This is a genomic window from Aminobacter sp. MDW-2 (assembly GCF_014250155.1).
Classification (GTDB): Bacteria; Pseudomonadota; Alphaproteobacteria; order Rhizobiales; family Rhizobiaceae; genus Aminobacter; species Aminobacter ciceronei.
In genome coordinates this window covers 2,901,407-2,920,990 of the sequence record NZ_CP060197.1, presented here as the reverse complement: position 1 = coordinate 2,920,990, position 19,584 = coordinate 2,901,407, and the positions used below count along the sequence as shown (strand labels likewise).

General features: G+C 64.3%; 19 protein-coding genes. 9 read left to right on the top strand and 10 right to left on the bottom strand.

The features are described 5' to 3' along the window. Positions 1-102: 102 nt before the first annotated feature. From H5P29_RS14310 to H5P29_RS14280, 7 genes are all read left to right on the top strand, one after another. Positions 103-834, top strand: coding sequence for a YadA C-terminal domain-containing protein (locus tag H5P29_RS14310; protein WP_154386334.1), 732 nt, complete (start codon positions 103-105; stop codon positions 832-834). Between the two features lie 11 nt (positions 835-845). Next, positions 846-1,445, top strand: coding sequence for an invasion associated locus B family protein (locus H5P29_RS14305; protein ID WP_154386335.1), 600 nt, complete (start codon positions 846-848; stop codon positions 1,443-1,445). A 94-nt stretch (positions 1,446-1,539) separates the two neighbouring features. Further along, positions 1,540-1,932, top strand: a complete 393-nt coding sequence (locus H5P29_RS14300) for a hypothetical protein (RefSeq protein ID WP_154386336.1) — start codon at positions 1,540-1,542, stop codon at positions 1,930-1,932. 219 nt (positions 1,933-2,151) lie between these two features. Continuing rightward, positions 2,152-3,180, top strand: coding sequence for a sulfate ABC transporter substrate-binding protein (locus tag H5P29_RS14295; protein WP_067960220.1), 1,029 nt, complete (start codon positions 2,152-2,154; stop codon positions 3,178-3,180). A 22-nt stretch (positions 3,181-3,202) separates the two neighbouring features. Then, a complete protein-coding gene (gene cysT, locus H5P29_RS14290; protein ID WP_067960215.1) occupies positions 3,203-4,054 on the top strand; it encodes a sulfate ABC transporter permease subunit CysT in 852 nt (283 codons plus the stop codon). After that, complete coding sequence (gene cysW, locus H5P29_RS14285) at positions 4,047-4,931, top strand: sulfate ABC transporter permease subunit CysW (protein ID WP_067960211.1); 885 nt, start codon at positions 4,047-4,049, stop codon at positions 4,929-4,931. The genes cysT and cysW overlap by 8 nt, the downstream gene beginning before the upstream one ends. Positions 4,932-4,944: 13 nt before the next feature. Beyond that, positions 4,945-5,994, top strand: a complete 1,050-nt coding sequence (locus H5P29_RS14280; protein WP_154386337.1) for a sulfate/molybdate ABC transporter ATP-binding protein — start codon at positions 4,945-4,947, stop codon at positions 5,992-5,994. A gap of 154 nt (positions 5,995-6,148) precedes the next feature. Here H5P29_RS14280 and H5P29_RS14275 read toward each other — a convergent pair whose 3' ends face one another. From H5P29_RS14275 to H5P29_RS14230, 10 genes are all read right to left on the bottom strand, one after another. Further along, positions 6,149-6,454 (bottom strand): DUF1236 domain-containing protein, encoded by a 306-nt coding sequence (locus H5P29_RS14275; RefSeq protein ID WP_067960206.1) that lies wholly within the window; start codon positions 6,452-6,454, stop codon positions 6,149-6,151. Between the two features lie 116 nt (positions 6,455-6,570). Next, a complete protein-coding gene (locus tag H5P29_RS14270; RefSeq protein WP_067960202.1) occupies positions 6,571-7,665 on the bottom strand; it encodes an amino acid ABC transporter permease in 1,095 nt (364 codons plus the stop codon). 1 nt (position 7,666) lies between these two features. Then, entirely contained in the window at positions 7,667-8,815 is a 1,149-nt protein-coding gene (locus H5P29_RS14265; protein WP_154386338.1) for an amino acid ABC transporter permease, read from the bottom strand. Between the two features lie 95 nt (positions 8,816-8,910). Further along, positions 8,911-9,933: an amino acid ABC transporter substrate-binding protein gene (locus H5P29_RS14260; protein ID WP_154386339.1), complete on the bottom strand. Its 1,023-nt coding sequence runs from the start codon at positions 9,931-9,933 to the stop codon at positions 8,911-8,913. 198 nt (positions 9,934-10,131) lie between these two features. Next, positions 10,132-10,578: a universal stress protein gene (locus H5P29_RS14255; RefSeq protein ID WP_154386340.1), complete on the bottom strand. Its 447-nt coding sequence runs from the start codon at positions 10,576-10,578 to the stop codon at positions 10,132-10,134. Positions 10,579-10,732: 154 nt separating this feature from the next. Next, positions 10,733-13,033, bottom strand: a complete 2,301-nt coding sequence (locus H5P29_RS14250; protein ID WP_154386341.1) for a right-handed parallel beta-helix repeat-containing protein — start codon at positions 13,031-13,033, stop codon at positions 10,733-10,735. A 149-nt stretch (positions 13,034-13,182) separates the two neighbouring features. Further along, positions 13,183-14,355, bottom strand: a complete 1,173-nt coding sequence (locus H5P29_RS14245) for a Gfo/Idh/MocA family protein (RefSeq protein WP_067960186.1) — start codon at positions 14,353-14,355, stop codon at positions 13,183-13,185. A 93-nt stretch (positions 14,356-14,448) separates the two neighbouring features. Next, positions 14,449-15,507, bottom strand: a complete 1,059-nt coding sequence (locus H5P29_RS14240) for a sugar phosphate isomerase/epimerase (protein WP_067966312.1) — start codon at positions 15,505-15,507, stop codon at positions 14,449-14,451. 94 nt (positions 15,508-15,601) lie between these two features. Next, the gene (locus H5P29_RS14235) at positions 15,602-15,856 is read right to left on the bottom strand and encodes a DUF2087 domain-containing protein (protein ID WP_154386342.1); all 255 of its coding nucleotides are present in this window, start codon (positions 15,854-15,856) and stop codon (positions 15,602-15,604) included. Further along, the gene (locus H5P29_RS14230) at positions 15,853-17,154 is read right to left on the bottom strand and encodes an amidase (protein ID WP_067966311.1); all 1,302 of its coding nucleotides are present in this window, start codon (positions 17,152-17,154) and stop codon (positions 15,853-15,855) included. The genes H5P29_RS14235 and H5P29_RS14230 overlap by 4 nt, the downstream gene beginning before the upstream one ends. A gap of 135 nt (positions 17,155-17,289) precedes the next feature. Between H5P29_RS14230 and H5P29_RS14225 the strand changes: the two genes are divergently transcribed. Together H5P29_RS14225 and H5P29_RS14220 are read left to right on the top strand one after the other, a co-directional pair. Then, the gene (locus tag H5P29_RS14225; RefSeq protein WP_154386343.1) at positions 17,290-18,390 is read left to right on the top strand and encodes an NADH:flavin oxidoreductase/NADH oxidase; all 1,101 of its coding nucleotides are present in this window, start codon (positions 17,290-17,292) and stop codon (positions 18,388-18,390) included. Positions 18,391-18,509: 119 nt separating this feature from the next. Continuing rightward, entirely contained in the window at positions 18,510-19,568 is a 1,059-nt protein-coding gene (locus H5P29_RS14220; RefSeq protein WP_154386344.1) for a succinylglutamate desuccinylase/aspartoacylase family protein, read from the top strand. The last annotated feature ends 16 nt before the right edge of the window (positions 19,569-19,584 follow it).

Below are 19,584 nucleotides of genomic sequence, written 5' to 3'. Positions count from 1 at the left end.
GTCACAACCCACAACCGAGCAAGTTGATCACCCGTTCGGTTGTTGACTCGTCCATTAGCCTGCCAGCATAAACCACCTGTTAAGTTTCAGGGTTGGGGAACCATGGGTAGGGCAAAAGTGCTGAAGGTCGCATTCGGCGCGGCCGCGGCGTTTATGGCGTCGCAGATCCACGCAAATGCGGATCAGGTGATTGCGGACGATCTCATCGTCCAGGGCAGCACCTGCGTCGGGTTCGATTGCGTCAACAACGAGAACTTCGGTTTCGACACCATCATCCTGAAGGAAAACAACACCCGTATCTTCTTCAACGACACCAGCACCTCGGCCGGCTTTCCGGCGAATGACTGGGCGATCGAGATCAACGATTCGGCGTCGGGCGGCAGGTCGCATTTTTCGATCGTTGACCGAACCGCGGGCCAGACCTTGCTTCGCCTCTGCGCGGTGGCCGACACCGATTGCACGCCGATCCTGCCCGGTGCGGGTCTGGACCCGCAGACCGCGATCAACACCGCCGACATCGCCACCAACACCGCCAACATCGCCTCAAACACGGCCCGCATCGGCTCGCTGGAACAGACCATCGGCAACCTGCAGGAAGAAAACCAGACCAACAAGGAAGGCGTTGCCATGGCACTTGCCATGGGCGGCGGTGGGCTGGCTTCCGACGAGAACTACGCGCTGAACTTCAACTACGGCAATTTCGACGGCGCCAGCGCCGCCGCCATGTTCGGCAGCGCCCGCCTCGACGACCGCTGGTCGCTGAACGGCGGCATCGGCTACGGCTTCGGCAACCAGTCCGTCGGCGGACGTCTCGGCGTGCGCGTCGGCTGGTAGCTTTGTCTCGCATGCACTGGCGCACACTCACCTTGGCTTCGCTCGGCCTGTGCGCCATGCTGCCGGCGGCAGCACAGGAAAAGGCGGGGTCGGTTGCGGAGACGCCAGCGACAGCGGCACCTGCGCCGTCGGCCTCGGCTCCGGCCGGCAAGGCCGAGGACGTCAAGCCGAAGGCCGAGATCGTGACCGAGCCCAAGGCAGCATGGGACGTTTCGTGCAAGCCGGACGCCGCGGGCGTCAGGATGGCTTGCGTCATGTCGCAGGCGCTGACCCTCGCCGACACCAGCCGCCGCCTGCTGCGGGTCGAGATCGTGCCGCCGAAGACGATCGGCAACGACAACGCGCTGATCAAGCTCAGCCTGCCGCATGGGACCCTGCTCCAACCGGGTGCTGAAATTCGCGTCGATGGCGGCCAGAGCTTCCGCGTGCCGTTCCAGGTCAGCGACGCCGACGGCGTCTACACGACGCAGCCACTCGGCAGCGACCTGATCGCCACGATGAAGCGGGGCTCAAAGCTTTTCGTCACAGCAACTTTCTCGGACGGCAAGAGGCGAGAGATTCCGGCCTCGCTCGCAGGCTTCAGCCTCGCTTATGCGAAGATCGCGGAGTAGGAAGGCCGGAGCCCTGCCGCACCGGCTTCCATGGCTGTCATCGGCGCGCCGCAGGCCGGGCGGCGAGCGTCAGGGTCTTCGTGGAGCAGATGAAATGATCTCGCGGCAGGACATGTTCGACGTGCTTCTGGAAGTCGATCCGACATTCCAGCCGGTCTGGGACGCGTTTACAGACAAATGGCGCGACCAGATCGAACTGCCGCTTTACCTGGCCTTGGGAGACCTTGCCCGACATGTGATCGGCAAGCTGGAGGACGGCAAGGTCATCGAACTTCAGCAAATGTTCGCAGTCGTCGAGCGTTGGCTCGCCGATGGCGACGAGCTGGTATGGGAAGCCACGACGATCGGGCTTCTGGAAGACCTGCAAAACCCCTCCCTTCACAAGACCACATCTCCGGATCAACTGAAGCAGTGTCTGGGCCCGCTCGCCGCGACGCAATGGATCGAGGTTGAACGGTATTGGTCGCGGCAAATCACCAGGGCCTGACCGCCCTTGCCTCCCTCCTGAACTCCCCTACCTCTGATCGTTCGTGTCGAACGTTCCGATCGCCCCGGCGACGCAGGACTTCTTAAGCGAGCAAAAAAATATCCGACACGTCGGCAGGTCGCACGAAAATTTGCCCATGCGGCGTGAAATTCGGAACATTCGCCGCAGCTAATTTCTACCAGTTCGATAGAATAGAACCATATTCGAACGGAGGCGGAAATGACGACTTCACGCAGAACCATTCTGCTCTCGGCCATGCTGGCCGGCGCAGTTCAACTCGGCGGCCTGGGCCTTGCCCATGCCGACACAACGCTCCTCAACGTCTCCTACGACCCGACCCGCGAGCTCTACAAGGAGTACAACGAGGCCTTCGCCAAGCATTGGAAGGCGGAGAGCGGCGAGACGGTGACGATCCAGCAGTCGCATGGCGGCTCAGGCAAACAGGCCCGCGCTGTGATCGACGGCCTCGACGCCGATGTGGTGACGCTGGCGCTCGAAAGCGACATCAACGCCATCGTCGAGAAGTCAAAGAAGATCAACCCCGACTGGCGCTCGAAGCTGCCCAACAATGCCTCGCCTTACACCTCGACCATCATCTTCCTGGTGCGCAAGGGCAATCCCAAGGGCATCAACGACTGGGGCGACCTGATCAAGGACGGCGTCCAGGTGATCACCCCGAACCCGAAGACATCGGGTGGCGCACGCTGGAACTATCTCGCAGCCTGGGCCTGGGCCAACGGCCAGTTTGATGGCGACGAAGCCAAGATCAAGGAATTCGTCGGCAACCTCTACGCCCATGTGCCGATCCTCGACACCGGTGCCCGTGGCTCGACGGTGACTTTTGCCGAGCGTGAGCAGGGCGACGTGCTGCTCGCCTGGGAAAACGAGGCCTATCTCGCCCTAGACGAATTCGGCGCCGACAAGTTCGACATCGTCTTCCCGCCGCAGTCGATCCTGGCCGAGCCGCCGGTCGCCGTGGTCGACGCCAATGTCGACGCCAAGGGGACCCGAAAGGTCACTGAGGCTTATCTCAATTACCTCTATTCGGCAGAAGGCCAGATCATCGCCGCCAAGCATCACTACCGTCCGTCCAAGCCCGAGCTGGTGCCTGCGGCCGATCTGCAGAAGCAGCACGAGCTGAAACTGGTTTCTATCGATGACCCGATTTTCGGCGGATGGCAGAAAGCACAGCCCTATCACTTCGGAGATGGTGGTATATTCGACCAGATCTACAAGCCGGCCCAGTAAGCCAAGGTAAGACCAGGACGATATGACCACAGCACCCGCCAAGGCGGGGTGGCGGTTCAGACAGCCGAGCGTCATTCCGGGTTTCGGATTGACGCTCGGCTTCTCGCTTGCCTACCTCACGCTCATCATCCTCATCCCGCTCTCGGGACTCGTCTGGCGTTCGGCATCGCTGGGCTGGAGCGATTTCTGGGCCATCGCCACTGACCGCCGCACCGTCAAGGCGCTGGAGATCAGCTTCGGCACGGCCTTCATTGCAGCAAGCATCAACGTGGTGTTCGGCACCATCGTCGCGTGGGTGCTGGTGCGCTATCGCTTTCCCGGCCGCCGCGTCATCGACGCGATGGTCGACCTGCCCTTTGCGCTGCCGACCGCAGTGGCGGGTATCGCGCTGACGACGCTGTATTCACCCAAGGGCTGGATGGGCGCGCTGTTGGCGCCGCTCGGCATCAAGGTCGCCTACACCCCACTCGGCATCGTCATCGCACTCGTCTTCATTGGCTTGCCCTTCGTCGTGCGCACGGTGCAGCCGATCATCGAGGAGATCGACAAGGAGGTTGAGGAAGCCGCCGCCACCCTGGGTGCCAACCGCTTCCAGACCATCTTCCTGGTGCTGTTTCCGGGGCTGGCGCCCGCTGTCGTGACAGGCTTCGCGCTCGCCTTCGCGCGCGGCGTCGGCGAATATGGCTCGGTCATCTTCATCGCCGGCAACCTGCCCTATATCTCGGAAATCGCGCCGCTTCTGATCGTCATCCGGCTCGAGGAATACGACTACGCGGCTGCCACAGCGATCGCCACGATCATGCTGGCGCTGTCGTTTGCGATGCTGCTCGTCATCAACCTCATCCAGTCGTGGACCCGCAAGCGTTATGGCTGATCCAGAGCTTTACCCCGCCGACATCCATCACGAGCACGCCTCGCTTGCCGTCACCGAACGCCCGCTGGCGCGCGCGGCCTTGATGCTGCTCGCCTTCGGCTTCCTCGCCATCTTCCTGCTTCTGCCGCTGGTGGTGGTGTTCGAGCAGGCGTTTTCACGCGGCATCGGCGCCTTCCTCGGCGCCATCAACGAGCATGACACGATTGCCGCGATCAAGCTGACACTTCTGGTTGCCGTCATTTCGGTGCCGCTCAACCTGGTGTTTGGCGTCGCCGCCGCCTGGGCGATCGCCAAGTTCGAGTTCAAGGGCAAGGCTTTCCTGATCACGCTGATCGACCTGCCCTTCTCGGTCTCGCCTGTCATTTCGGGCCTGGTCTATGTGCTGTTGTTCGGCGCATCGAGCCTGCTCGGGCCCTGGCTCAAGCTGCACGGCATCGTCATCCTGTTTGCCGTGCCGGGCATCGTGCTGGCGACTGTCTTTGTCACCTTCCCCTTCGTTGCCCGCGAATTGATCCCGCTGATGCAGGAACAAGGCACCGGCGACGAGGAGGCAGCCCTCTCGCTCGGCGCCAATGGCTGGCAGACCTTCTGGCATGTGACGCTGCCCAACATCAAATGGGGCCTGCTCTATGGTGTCTTGCTGTGCAACGCCCGCGCCATGGGCGAGTTCGGCGCTGTGTCGGTGGTCTCGGGCCACATCAGGGGCCTGACCAACACCATGCCGCTGCATGTCGAGATCCTTTACAACGAATACAATGCCGTCGGCGCCTTTGCCGTGGCGTCCGTGCTCGCCGGCCTCGCGCTTGTAACGCTTGTGCTCAAAACCCTTCTCGAGCTCCGCTATGGCGCCGAGATCGCCGCCACGCGCGGACACTGACAGAGGTCGATCGATGGAAGTTCGCGTTTCAAATGTGCGCAAGGAATTCGACCGGTTTCCGGCGTTGCGCGACGTTTCGCTCGACATCAGGTCGGGTGAGCTGATTGCGCTGCTTGGCCCCTCCGGTTCGGGCAAGACCACGCTTCTGCGCCTCATCGCCGGCCTCGAGCGGCCGACGCGCGGCACAATCTTCTTCGGCGACGAGGACGCCTCGAACCGAACGATCCAGGAGCGCAATGTCGGCTTCGTGTTCCAGCACTACGCCCTGTTCCGCCACATGACGGTGGCCGACAATATCGGCTTCGGCCTTAAGGTCAGACCCTCGGCCAAACGCCCGACCAGAGCGGAGATCCGCCGCCGCGCCTCGGAACTGCTCGATCTGGTGCAGCTCGGCGGGTTGGAAAAGCGCTACCCGGCTCAGCTTTCGGGCGGCCAGCGCCAGCGCGTCGCCCTTGCCCGCGCCATGGCGATCGAGCCCAAGGTGCTGTTGCTCGACGAGCCGTTCGGCGCGCTCGACGCCCAGGTCCGGCGCGAACTTCGGCGCTGGCTGCGCGAGATCCACGACGCCACCGGCCACACCACCATCTTCGTCACCCACGACCAGGAAGAGGCGCTCGAACTCGCCGACCGCGTTGTGGTGATGAGCCAGGGCCGCATCGAGCAGATCGGCACCGCCGACGAGGTCTACGACACGCCGAACTCGCCCTTCGTCTACGGCTTCATCGGCGAGTCGAGTTCGCTGCCGGTCAAGGTCGAGGACGGCCAGGTGTGGATTTCGGACCGCCCGATCGGGCTGGCGACGCCCGAGCTCGCCGATGGCGAGGCCATCCTCTATTTCCGCCCGCACGACATCGAGCTGCTGGACGAGTGCAATGGCTGCATCGCCGGCACGGTGGCAGCCAGCCGCCGCGTCGCCGGCACCCGACGAGTCGAACTCGAAATCGGCGGCAGCCGCGAGCGCATCGAGATCGAGCTGCCGGTCGGGCACCCTGCGGCACAGAAGAGCCGCGTGGCGTTCAGGCCGAAGCGCTGGAAGGTGTTTCCCAAGGCCGTCGAAGGCTGAATATTGGGGCCGCGGACCCTCGCCTTGCCTCGATGGTTCTCGCCCGCCGGGTATTGAAGTACGAGGTGTCGCCGTCAAGCGGCGACACCTCGATGATCGCGGGATGGGGAACCGAAGGCGCCCGACGAATTTCGTGATCAGGGCGCTCCGACGATCAGTCCATGATGTAGACGACCTTGCGGGTCTGCGGGTCGATGAGAACGGTACGGCCGTCCATCACGACATACTGATACTGACTTGGCAGCGTGTTCTCTGCCAATGCGCCCGGCTTGAGAATGTCGGGAATGATCGCCCCGACCACGAGTTCGAAGTTGGATGGACGTTCAACGATGACCGGGTTGGTTTTGACATATTCCCGGACAACGACTTCCTGCTCGGGGGTGACGACCACCGTCTGGGCGACCGCGAATGCTGTGCCGGCGAGCAGGACGGATGCGGCAAGTGTGCTTCGGAAAATCATCTCGATAGCCTCCTCTGTTACTGGGGTAACAACAGGTGCGGGTCGAAACGGTTCCCTCGACGCGGGTGATTGGAGAAGTCCCGCGCCCCTCTCGTCAACTTCTCCAGCCCAGATGACTATCGATATGACGTGTTGAAGTGCCGCTCGAGAAAACGGCTGTAACCGCCCATCAAGGCACTGAACAGGAAATACACGGCGGCGGCGAAGACGTAGCCTTCGAGCACGGCGATGCCTTGCCAGTCGGGGTCGCGCAGGGCGGTGCGGACAGTGTCGAGAAAATCGAGCAGGCCGATGATCGTGACCAGCGTGGTGTCCTGGAAGAACGCGATGAACAGGCTGACCAGCGCCGGGATGACCTTCTTCAGCGCCTGCGGCAGGATGATCTTGAGCATGACCTGCCAGTAATGCAGCCCAAGCGCGCGGCCGGCTTCGAACTGGCCCGTCGGCACGTCCTGCAGGCCGCCGCGGACGATCTCGGCAATATAGGCGGCGGCAAACAGGATGATCGCCACCTGCGCGCGCAGCAGCTTGTCGATGGTGACGCCGTCAGGCATGAACAGCGGCAGCATGACGGCGGCCATGAACAGGATGCTGATCAGCGGCACGCCGCGCACCAGCTCGATGAAGCCGACACCGAGCACGCGGATCGCCGGCAGATGCGAGGCTCGCGCCAATGCCAGGCCGATGCCGAGCGGAAGCGCGAAGGCAAGACCGACGAAAGACAGCATGAAGGACAGCGGCAGGCCGCCCCATTTCGACGTCGGTACCGCCGTCAGGCCGAAGATGCCGCCGGCCATCAGCACATAGAGCCCGGGCAGGATGACGAGCGCCCAGGCGAGCAAAAGGCCCCTGCCCCAGACGCGCGGCACCATCGACACGCTGCACGCGCCGAGGAACAGGCAAAGGGCAACCAAGGGCCGCCATTGCTCCTCGAACGGATAGAAGCCGAACAGCATGTAGCGCAGCTTGTCGGCAAGGAACGGCCAGCAGGCGCCGGAGCTTTGCCTGCAGGCGTCGGCGCCGCCGTCGAACACGGCATCGAGGAACAGCCAGCCAAAGGCGAGCTTGGCAACGAGCAGGATGACGGCGCCGCAGATCAGCGTTACGAGCGCATTGCCCGGCGTGCCGAAATAGGCTGTGCGCCACACGGAGCGCCGCGCCGGGCGGGCAACCGGATTGACGGCCGTCGGAAGGACCTGGGTGTCGCTCATCTCAGCGCGCCTTCAGCGCGACACGCGCATTGTACCAGTTCATGAACAGCGAGATCGCCACCGACAGGCCGAGATAGATGCCCATGAAGATGGCGATCGTCTCCATCGCCTGGCCGGTCTGGTTCATGATGGTGTTGGAGACCATGACGAGGTCGGGATAGCCGATGGCGATCGCCAGCGAGCTGTTCTTGAAAACGGTGAGATAGGTGTTGGTCAAAGGCGGGATGATGACCCTGAGCGCCTGCGGCAGCACGACGAGGCGGAGCGTGCGCGAGCGCGGCAGGCCGAGCGCCTGGGCGGCTTCCCACTGGCCCTTGCTGACCGCCTGGATGCCCGCACGCACGATCTCGGCGACGCTGGCAGAAAGGTTGAGCATCAGGCCAATGAGCAGCGCCACGAACTCCGGACGGATCTGCAGCCCACCGGTGAGGCGGAAGCGCCCGGCTTCGGGTGCGCTCCAGCTCAGCGAGATCGCACCGCTGGCCCAGACGGCGAGCACCGGCAGCACGAGCAGGACGAGCGCAAAAATCCAGCCGGCATTGGCCTTGCCGCTTTGGATGCGCCGGCGCTGGCTGACAGCGCGCACGACGAGTGCCGCAACGACGCCGAACGCCAGCGCCGCGAAGGTCAGCCCGAAACCGCTCTGCCATTCGACCGCAGGCATGGCGAGGCCGCTGTTGGAGAGGAAGAAGCCGGGAAACAGCTGGATCGCCTGGCGTACCGGCGGGAACACCAGGATGATCAGGAAATACCACAGGAACAAATAGAGCAGCAGCGGCACGTTGCGCAGCAGTTCGACATAGGCAAGCATCAGCCGGCTGAGCAGCGGGTTCGTCGACATGCGTCCGATGCCGACGAGCACGCCGATGAAGGTGCCGAACAATGCCGCGAGGAGCGATACCTTGATGGTGTTGATCAGCCCGACGAGGATGGCGCGGGCCACTGTATCGGTCGGCCCGTAGGCGATCGAACTTTCGCTGATGGCGATGCCGGCCTGTCTGGAGAGGAAGTCGAAGCCGGTGGCGATGTCCTGCTTGGCCAGGTTCGCGCTCGCGGTCGCGTACATCGCCGAGGCGGCGAGCAGCACCAGCGAAATGGCCAGAAATTGGTAGAAGACCGCACGAAACCGCGCGTCGTTCAAAAACAGCATGGGCGCGCCGATGTCCGAAAGCCGATGTCAGATTGCTGGAGCCAGGGGAACAAGAACAAGGTCCGCGCCGGCTGAAGGCGCGGACCTTGCACTTCTTAGCGGACCGGCGGTGCGTAGAGCAGGCCCCCGGCATTCCACTGCGTGTTGGGACCACGCGTCATGCCGAGCTTGGTCTTTTCACCGAGATTGCGGTCAAACACCTCGGCATAGTTGCCGACGCCCTTGATGATGTTGTAGCCCCACTTGTTGTCGAGGCCGAGCATCTTGCCGAGTTCGTCGGCGCCGCCCAGCATGCGCTGGATCTCGGGATCCTCGCGTTTCGCCATCTCGTCGACATTGGCCTGGGTGATGCCCTTCTCCTCGGCGGCCATCAGCATGTAGACCGACCACGAAACGATGTCGCGCCAGTTGGAATCGTTCTGGCGCACGGCGGGCGCCAGCGGCTCCTTGGAGATGGTTTCGGGCAGCAGCACGTAGTCGTCGGGATTGTTGGCGACGGCGCGGATCGAAGCGAGGTCGGAACGGTCGGACGAGATTGCCTCGCAGCGGCCGGAATAGAACGCGGCGCGATTCTCGTCGGGGCTCTCGAACACCACCAGCTCGAACTTGCCGCCTACAGTGCGGAAGAAGTCGGTCAGGTTCTGCGAGGTGGTGGTGCCGGGCAGCGTGCAGATCGCAGCGTCGGTCAGCTCCTTGGCAGAGGCGACGCCGAGCGACTTGGGCACCAGGAGGCCCTGGCCGTCATAAAACACGGTCGGGCCGAAATCGATGCCGAGCGAGGCTTCGCGCGAGAAGGTCGCCGTCGTCTGGCGCGACAGCACGTCGATCTCGCCCGACTGCAGCGCCTGGAAGCGCGTGTTGATGTTGGTCAGGACGAAGTCGACCTTGTCGGCGTCGCCGAACACGGCAGCCGCGATCGAGCGGCAGATGTCGGCGTCAAAACCCTGCATGCGGCCCTTGTCGTCGGCAGCTGCAAAGCCCGGCGTGCTGAGCGAGACGCCGCAGATCAGCTTGCCGCGCGCCTTGACGGTTTCGAGCGTGGTGGCGGACTGCGCCGCGGTCGCGCCCACCATGAGTGCAGCCGTTGCAGCGCAGAGCGCCAGGAATTTACGTTTCATGCTTTCCCTCCCTTGATGTGACCGCAGGCCGCCATGCCGCGTCTCCCCCGGCATGGGCGCCGCCCCGGTCGGTCGCGGGGCTATGTATGCATAGGTTGTGTACGATTTGGAAGATTAATGTTGGCCAATATGTATACAATTATTCATGTATGTGGATTGCGCTCCGCCAGACCAGCGGAGCGCGGCAACGAATGTCGCCTAGCGAACGACAAGCACCGGCGTATGGGCGTATTGGACAACTTTGGCCGTCTGGCTGCCCAGCAGCAGGCGGCCCACCCCGCGACGACCGTGAGAGGCCATGACGATCAGGTCGCATCCAAGCGTCTGAGCTTTCTCTACGATCGCTTCCGCGGCAGAATCCGCCGTAACCTGAACAAGGTCGGGGGCGATGCCGATTTCGTCGGCGACTTGTCTGGCCGACCCCAGGATTGTCTCGGCAAATTCCTTCTGGCTGGCGTCGTAGCGGCGAATGTCGTTGTCCCCCGCAACCCAGCCCGTCACCGTCGTGCCCAGCAGCGGAAATGGCTTTGTCACGATGACGATAGTGGCCTTGCTTCCGACGCTCTTGGCCAGCTTGAGGCCGTGCTCGACACCCTTTTGTGAGATGATCGATCCATCGGTCGCAACAAGAATGTGGCTGTACATGCAATTCCCCTTTCTCGATGCCTTCGAGGCAAGGTGTAGCACTCAGCGCCGTTTCGGTTTTGACATAGGTCAAATAGCGGTGCAGGTCGTGTCCGGTCTGCTCCGGCCGCGCTCATTCCGCGGCGAGCGCGTGCAGCCTTCGACGACGGCCTCCTTACGGCGTGTTTCCAGTGACGATGGTATCGCCTGCCGTTGTCAGAACACCGCTGTTGCCTCGCCCGACGAGGCGATTGTCGCGTACGGCCACGCCGGAGGACCAGACGTAAACGCCAAACGGACCAGCTGAAGTCACGGTGTTGTTTTCCACCACCCCGTTGTGGCTGTTGAAGCCTAGGGAGACGCCATGCGAATTGTTCGGGTTCGTGGTCGTCAGGGTGTTGCCGCTGACAGTGTTGGAGGCTGACCCCACCACGGCGACGGCCGTTGCGTTCTCGCCGTTGGTCGTCACTGTGTTTCCGGATATGGTGCTGTTGGCGCTAAAGCGCAGAAGGATGCCGGTAGCGCCGCTCGCGCGCGTCGTCACAGAATTGCCGCTCACCGTCAGGTTATCGCTTCCTTCGGTCATGATGCCGAAGGCCGCCGTGTTGAGCGACAGGTAGGTATCGTTCGTTGTGTTGGTGGCCACGGTGTTGCCGGAAATGGTGGCGCCGTCGCTGTCGATAAGGCGTATCCCGCGGCTCATGTAGTTGTTGGTGGTCACCTTGTTGCCGGCAATTGCGATGCCGGCGCTGCCAGTGACGTTGATGCCGTTGGCCAGTTCGCCATTGATGGTAATGGTGTTGTTGGCAATCGTCAGGCCGCCGCTGTTGCTGACCGACAGGCCATGGGCCGGGCGCGCCAACGAATGGGCGTCGTTGTAGCCGCTGCCATTGCCATTGGTGGTGATGGTGTTGCCCTCGATACGGCCCGCGACATTGTCGGCGACGATGCCGATGCCGCTGGTGCCATTCTGGACGATGGTGGCGCCGCCGATGCTGACCCCGGTACTGTCGGTGATGGCGATGGCGCTGCCTTTGGCGGCAGTGATGCTGCCGCCCTGAAGGGTGAAGTTCGCTGTGCCGTCGACCCTACCCCCGTTGGCAGCCGAAATGACCGACACGTCGCGCAGGCTGGCGCCGCTGGCACCTGATATGGCCCAGGAGTTGGCATTCGACGAGGTGTTCTCGACGGAGATCCCGCGCATGGCGCTGTCCGTGGCCATCCTGACCAGGGTGTCGGTGGCCGCACCGGAAATGCGGCCCGCACTGCCCGCTGCAGCATAGTCGACGGCAACGCCGCTGGTCGCGCCCTTGAGCTTGAGCACTGTGCCGCCGCCGACGAGCAACTGCTTGTCGTTGAGGGATATGGCGCCCGCAGCTGCGAGGTTGCCGTTCAAGAGCACGATGCCCTGGGCCCCGACGCTGTCGAGCGCGGCCTGGAGGGCCGCCTGATCCTGGGTCGTGCCGTCGATCCGCACGACCGAGGTTATGGTCTTGCCGTTCCACGTGTTGACCGCATCTTCGGACGAGGTGAGCGTATCGTACTTCGACCTGGTTCCGTTGCGGGTGGTCGAGACGATATCGACGTCGCGCACCACCGTGTCGGTCATGCGCCGTTCCATGTAGGAAAGCGGCTCGCGCCCGGCGGATGAGGCTGCCTGCAGGGGAATGCGCAGCCGCGCCTGGGTGATCCACTGCTCGCCGCGGACATCGTCATGCTGGAAGGTCAGCCCGGCGGTCAGCTTCACGCCGGGAAGATCGATGAAGTCTGCGGCGGTGAATTCGAGCCGCGCGCGTGGGCCGGCAATCGCCTCCACGTCGGAGCCGCCGAAATAATAGCCGCCGACGAAGGCGCGCATGTCGAAGCCCGAATCCGGCTCGAACACCGGCAGCCTGATGCCGATCTCGGCGTCGGCGCCGGCCAGCGCCTTCTCGACCCTGTAGCTGGTGGTTGTCGTCTGCACCGCCTGGTGTTGGATCGCCAGCGACGTGCCGGTCAGCACGGCCTGGCTGCTCCAGGGACCAACTGTCGCGGTCGCGCCGAGGTCCATTCGCCGCTCGGTCTCGCCGACCGGCAGGTAGGCGTTGGCGCGCAGATCGAAGACCTCGCCCAGGGCCTCAGCGCCGAGCGTCAGCTGATGGAAATTGTTGCCATAGGGCGAGCGGCGGATGTCGTAATAGCCATAGGCTCCCAGGTTCCAGCCGGACGGCAGCATGTGCCTGATGCCGAGGCCGAAGTTGCCCTCGACGGAATCGTTGTTGTCGAACTTGCCGCGCAGATCGGTGAAGACAAGCGTGTCGCTGTTCTGGAGCAGCGGAACGAACAGGTTCATCTCACCGAGTGAACGGCCCTTGCCGAACTGCCCGCCGGTTTCGACCCACGGGCCCCAGCGCTTGGCCAGGAGGTCTTCCGCGTGAGCTGATGAAACGGCGCAGATCGCCAACAGGGACGCGGAAAGGGCCCATCTCGAATGCATGAATGGCTGTCCAGCAGATGCAAGGAACTGCTGGTTGCCACGCGCCGCAGAGCGCGGCTAGCCGGTTGGAAAGATGGTACCAAAGTTGGTTCGGGAGCATTGCCAGCCGGTTGGGTCGGCAATGTCCCCAGATTGACCAGAGCCTGTCCCTAAAGCTTCGTCCACGCGGCGTTCTTCTTCGACGAGCGCACGCAGGCTTCGACGAATGCCACGCCCTCAACCCCATCCTGCACCGTCGGGTAGATGACGTCCTTGGCCGGCTTGCCGCGTTTCTTGCGCGCGGCGCGGATGGCACGGGCGGCTTCCTGGTAGATGTTGGCGAAACCTTCGAGATAGCCTTCCGGGTGGCCGGACGGCACGCGGGTGACGCGGGCTGCGGCGAGGCCAGCGCCAACGCCGCCGCGGGTGATCAGCTGCTTGGGCTGACCGAAGGGCGTGTACCAGAGGTAGTTCGGATCGGCCTGCACCCATTCGATGCCGCCCTTGGAGCCATAGACACGCAGCTTGAGCCCGTTCTCGTGGCCCGGCGCCACCTGGCTTGCCCAGATCATGCCCTTGGCGCCGCCCTTGAAGCGCAGCATGACGTTGACGTTGTCGTCAAGCAGCCGGCCCGACACGAAGGCGTCGAGATCGGCCGACAGGCTGTCGAGCTCCAGGCCGGAGACGAAGCGGGCGAGATTGTAGGCATGGGTGCCGATGTCGCCGGTGGCGCCGCCGACGCCCGACTGTTTCGGATCGGCGCGCCAGGAGGCCTGCTTCTGGCCGGTCGCGGCGAGATCTTCGGTCAGCCAGTCCTGTGGGTATTCGGCCTGGACGACCCTGATGTCGCCGAGCTGGCCCTTGGCGACCATCTCGCGCGCCTGCCGGATCATCGGATAGCCGGTGTAGTTGTGGGTAAGAACGAAGACCTTGCCGGTCTTCTCGACGAGTGCCGCGAGCTTCTTCGCCTCGGCAAGCGTCGCCGTCAGCGGCTTGTCGCAGATGACGTGGATGCCGGCTTCGAGGAAGGCTTTGGCGGCGGGATAGTGTACGTTGTTCGGCGTGACGATGGCCACCGCCTCGATGCCGTCGGGCCGTTTCGCCTCGGCCTTGGCCATCTCGGCATAGGAGGTGTAGCTGCGCTCGGGATCGAGGCCGATCTCGGCGGCGGAGGCCTTGGCGCGCTCCGGATTGGACGACAGCGCGCCTGCGACAAGCTGGAAATCGCCGTCCATGCGGGCGGCGATGCGGTGGACTGCACCGATGAAGGCGCCCTGCCCGCCACCGACCATGCCGTAGCGGATCGGGCCGGCCGACTTGTCACCGCGTCCTTCGATTGTCATGCTTTCCTCCTGGTTGTTCCCCGACTGCGCTCCACGCCCTCTCTGTCCGGCCGGACAGAGGAGGTGCTGTCCCTCGGCACCTCCGGTGTCCGCTTACTCGATCCCCATCATCTTCCGCAGCGTCGCCGGGTCGCTCGTCCCGCCGGCGAAATCGTCGAACGCCTTGTCGGTGACGCGGATGATGTGGCTTTCGATGAATGGCGCCCCTTCGGCAGCGCCGTCTTCCGGATGCTTGAGGCAGCATTCCCATTCGAGCACCGCCCAGCTGTCGTAGCCATACTGCGCGAGCCTGGAGAAAATGCCGGTGAAATCGACCTGGCCGTCGCCCAGCGAGCGGAAGCGCCCGGCGCGGCCGAGCCAGCCCTGGTAGCCGGAGTAAACGCCCTGGCGGCCGTCGGGATTGAACTCGGCGTCCTTGACGTGAAACGCCTTGATGCGCTCGTGGTAGATGTCGATGAAGGCGAGATAGTCCAGCTGCTGCAACAGGAAATGCGACGGGTCGTAGTTGATGTTGCAACGCTTGTGGCCGCCGACGGCGTCGAGGAACATCTCGAAGGTGGCGCCATCGAAGGCGTCCTCGCCCGGATGCAGCTCGAAGCAGAGGTCGACGCCAGCCTCGTCATAGGCGTCGAGAATGGGCGTCCAGCGCTTGCCGAGCTCGGCGAAGGCCTCTTCGATCAGGCCGGCGGGCCGCTGCGGCCAAGGGTAGAGATAGGGAAACGCCAGCGCGCCGGTGAAGGAGACGCAGGCCGTGAGCCCGAGATTCTGCGATGCTTTGGCTGCGAGCTTCATCTGCTCGCCCGCCCATTGCTGGCGCGCCTTGGCATTGCCGCGGACCGCATCGGGCGCAAAGCCGTCGAACTGCGCGTCATAGGCCGGGTGCACCGCCACCAGTTGCCCCTGCAGATGGGTCGACAATTCGGTGATCTCGACACCCGCATCGGCGCAGATGCCCTTGATCTCGTCGCAATAGGTTTTCGACGTCGCAGCCTTCTGAAGATCGAACAGGCGCGCGTCGGGCGTCGGGATCTGCACCCCCTTGTAGCCGAGACCACCTGCCCACGATGTAATCGATTTCAATGAATTGAACGGCGCAGCGTCGCCGGCGAACTGGGCGAGGAAGATCGCGGGACCCTTCATTGTCGATGGCATGGCAAACTCCTCGTCCGATTCCGGCCTGCAACGTTGTAGCGGCCAGATGACCATTATTCAGGCCAGCTCCGCAAGAGGCCAGCAAACCTCCGACTTAACGGGCATCGGCACGGCGATAGATGGCGGTGACAGGGTTGCGCGAAAAGCGCCCGCTCTCGAACAATTCGCGCCTCAAAAGGGCCCAGTCGCCGAAGCTGTGGTAGCGCTTGAGGACGTCGTTGACCTCGCGCTCGCTGTAGTCGCGTCCGGTCTCGAATTTTGCGACGAGGAAATCGAGCACCACCAGCCGGTCGGCGGCCTTGGCCAGCCAGCGCGTGACGACGCCGTCGTCGGTGATCAAACCGGTCATGGCCTATCCCTAAGCAGTGCCTCGACGGCAAGGCCAGCGGAAAGCAGTCGGCGGTCGTGGCCATGGCGGGCCATCAGCATCAGGCCGGACGGCAGCGCCGTACCGGCCATCGGCAGCGACAGGGCGCAGAGGTCGAACTGGTTGGCGACCTGGGTATTGCGCAACAACAGCCCCTCGATGCGGTTGGCGTGCGCAAGGTCGGCCAGCATGTCTGACATCGGCTGTGCCGGCACGGGCGTCGTCGGCAGCACGACGAGATCATGCGCAGACAGCCGCGCGTCCATGGCGGCGGCAAGCTCGACGCGGCGGTTCATCGTCCTGATGTAGCTGACCGCCGGAACCTGCATGGCGCGGCCAAGCGCGCCGCTGACATTGGGGTCGATGGGCACAGACGCACCATTGGCCAGCCAATCGGCGTGGATCGAGGCCCCCTCGATCGCAGCGATGGTGCCTGTCCGCGTCGCGGCGCGGAAATCGGCCAACAGGTCGTCGATCTGGCAGTCGCCGATCACCGCACCGGCAGCCGAAAGCAGGTGCAGCGCGCGCTCGAAGCTGGCCGCCAGGCCGGGCGCCATCTCGTCGAGCAGGCGGCCACGCGGGATGGCGAGGCGCAGGCCAGCGAGCGACAGCGGTGGCAGCGAAAAATGCTCCTTGCCTGACATGACCGCATCGGTGGCGATGCATTGCGCCACTGTGTTGGCGAGCGGGCCGATGGAATCGAGCGACGGCGACAGCGGGAACGCGCCATCAAGCGGAATGCGCCGTGCCGTCGGCTTGAAGCCGACGACACCGTTGAGGGCGGCGGGCACCCTGACCGAGCCGCCGGTGTCCGAGCCGATCGAAATGTCGGAGCTGCCTTCGGCGACCGAGACTGCGGCGCCCGAGGACGAGCCGCCCGGGATCAGCCTGGAATCGGCGGCGTTGCCCGGCGTGCCGTAATGCGGGTTGATGCCGAGCGCGGTGAAGGCGAACTCGGTCATATGGGTCTTGCCGATGATGACAGCACCGGCGCGGCGCAAGCGCTTGACCACCAGCGCGTCGTCCCGTGCCGATTCGGCATCGCGCCGCAGCACCGAGCCGGCCAGCGTCGGCTCACCAGTGACGTCGAACAGGTCCTTGATCGAGACGATTGTGCCATCCAGTGGCCCGAGCATCAGCCCTGCCCGGCGGCGCGCATCAGCGGCATCGGCGGCGGCGCGCGACACATCGGCATAGAGCTTCATGAAGACTCGTTCTTCACCAGCGCGCGCAGCAAGCCGCGAAAGGATCGCCTCCAGCCGGTCCCTGGTCGTGGTCATCCACCCCTCCGATTCGCCATTGCCGCCGTTGGGCCGCGGCAGGGTCGCGACTGTTAGCACGGTCTGGCCCCATGCAACACGGTTGCCCGCCCCGTCAAACATCTTACAGTCGCCTTACCAAGCCCAGGAGCCGTCATGACCGCCCATCTGTTTTCGCCGATCAAGCTCGGCACGCTCGATTTCCCCAACCGCATCGCGGTTGCGCCGATGTGCCAGTATTCCGCCGACGACGGCTCCGCGACCGACTGGCACCTGCAGCACTGGATGAACCTCGCCATGTCCGGCGCAGGCATGGTCACCGTCGAGATGACTGATGTCGAACGGCGCGGCCGCATCAGCCATGGCTGCATGGGGCTCTATTCCGATGCCAACGAAGCGGCTGCGAAACGCGCCCTCGACGCAGCGCGGCGGGTGGCGACGCCAGGTGCGAAGTTCGGCGTGCAGCTTGCGCACGCCGGCCGCAAGGCCTCCAATCACAGGCCATGGGACGGCTCGGGCCCGCTCAAGCCGGAAGAGGATGCATGGCCTGTGGTGTCATGCTCGGCGCTTGCCTATGCCGATGGCTGGCAGGTGCCGCATGCGCTTGATGAAGACGAGATCGAGCAGACCATCGGCCATTTCGTCCAGGCGGCGCAGCGGGCCGAACGCGCCGGCTTCGACTTCATCGAGCTGCATTCGGCGCATGGCTATCTGCTGCACCAGTTCCTGTCGCCGCTGTCCAACCACCGCAGCGACCGCTGGGGCGGTTCGCTCGAAAACCGCATGCGCTTTGCCATGACGATCGCCCGCCGCGTCAAGGAAGCGGTGCCAAGCCTGATGCTCGGCGCCCGCATGTCTTTGACCGACTGGGTCGATGGCGGCTTCACCCTCGAGGAGGCGATCGAAGTCGCCAAGGCCTATCGTGAGGCGGGCGTCGCTTACCTATGCTGTTCGAGCGGCGGTAATTCCCCACACCAGAGCCTGCGTACCGGCCCCGGCTACCAGGTCCACCTCGCCGAGGCGGTGAAGAAGGCGACGGGCATCCCGGTCCGCGCCGTCGGCATGATCGACCAGCCTGAGCAGGCCGATGCCATAATCCGCGAGGGCCAGGCCGACATGGTGGCGCTGGGCCGCGCATTGCTCGCCGATCCGCGCTGGCCGTGGCGTGCCGCAGCCAGGCTCGGCCACGAGTTCCATCCTGCCCCGCAGTTGGCCCGCTCGGCGGCGCTGATGAAGCAATGGGGCTCGGCGGCCTGAGGAGTGGCGACACGTCTGGAGCTGCGGCTGCGGCGCGCTGGACCATGACACACCACCTCGGCTCTGGTGAATCACCAGCCGAGCGGTTAGGCAGCAGTCGAAGCATCGAGGGACATGGCATGGAAAAATCGGTCGAGACGATCAGGGGCGACAGCGAGGGCATCGCCTACGAATTTGCGCTCTACCGCATTTCGGGCACCTCGTCCGAAGCGCCCTCGGCCTACATCCAGGCGGCCCTGCATGGCGACGAACTCCCCGGCGTCGTCGCCATCGACGCGCTGATGCCAATACTGCGCAAGGCGGAAAACGAAGGCCGCGTGCGTGGCAACGTCACAATCGTGCCGCGCGCCAACCCGATCGGCGCCAATCAGTTGCTGTTCGGGGCGTCGCAAGGCCGCTTCGACCTCGGCACACGCGTCAACTACAATCGCGATTTCCCGTTGCTCGACAGGCCCGACACCGCGCTGTTGCCGGGTGACGAGGTACCGATGTCGTCGGACCGGCGGCTGAAGGCGCGCCTGCTCAAGCTGTCGCTTGGCCACGACATCGTGCTCGACCTGCATTGCGACGACGAGGGTGTCGCCTATCTCTACGTGCCCGACGAGCTGTGGCCGGCGATGGCCGACTGTGCCGCCAACATGGGCGTGGACGCCGTCATCCTGTGGAGCGGCCAGTCGGGCTCATCCTTCGATGAAGCCTCGCTGCATCCCTATCTCAAGATGCCGCGCAAGGAAGCAAGGCTCGAAAGCCGCGTCGTCACGACAGTCGAGTATCGCGGCGTCTCCGATGTCTATGCCACCGTTGCCGAAGCCGACGCTCAGGGCCTTTATCGCCTGCTTGTGGCGCGTGGCGTGATCGAGGACACGTGGATCGAAACTCAGAAGACGTTCGCCGGCGTGGTAGCGCCGATCGACCATATCGAGATGGTGCCCGCCCCTTGCGCGGGCGCCATCCTCTACCACGTCAATCCGGGCGACACCGTCAAGGCGGGAGCCCATATCGCGACGATCGTGCGCGCGGCCGGCGAGGACGGCGGCAGGGTCGAGGTGCTGGCACCGCAGGATGGATTCATCCTCACCCGCCGCTCGCACCGCGCCACGCGCGCCGGCGACGACCTCGTCAAACTGGTCGGCGTGGCCCCCAGCAGCGATGCGCGAACAGGCGCGCTGGAGGCGTAACCTAAGCTGGCGAGCC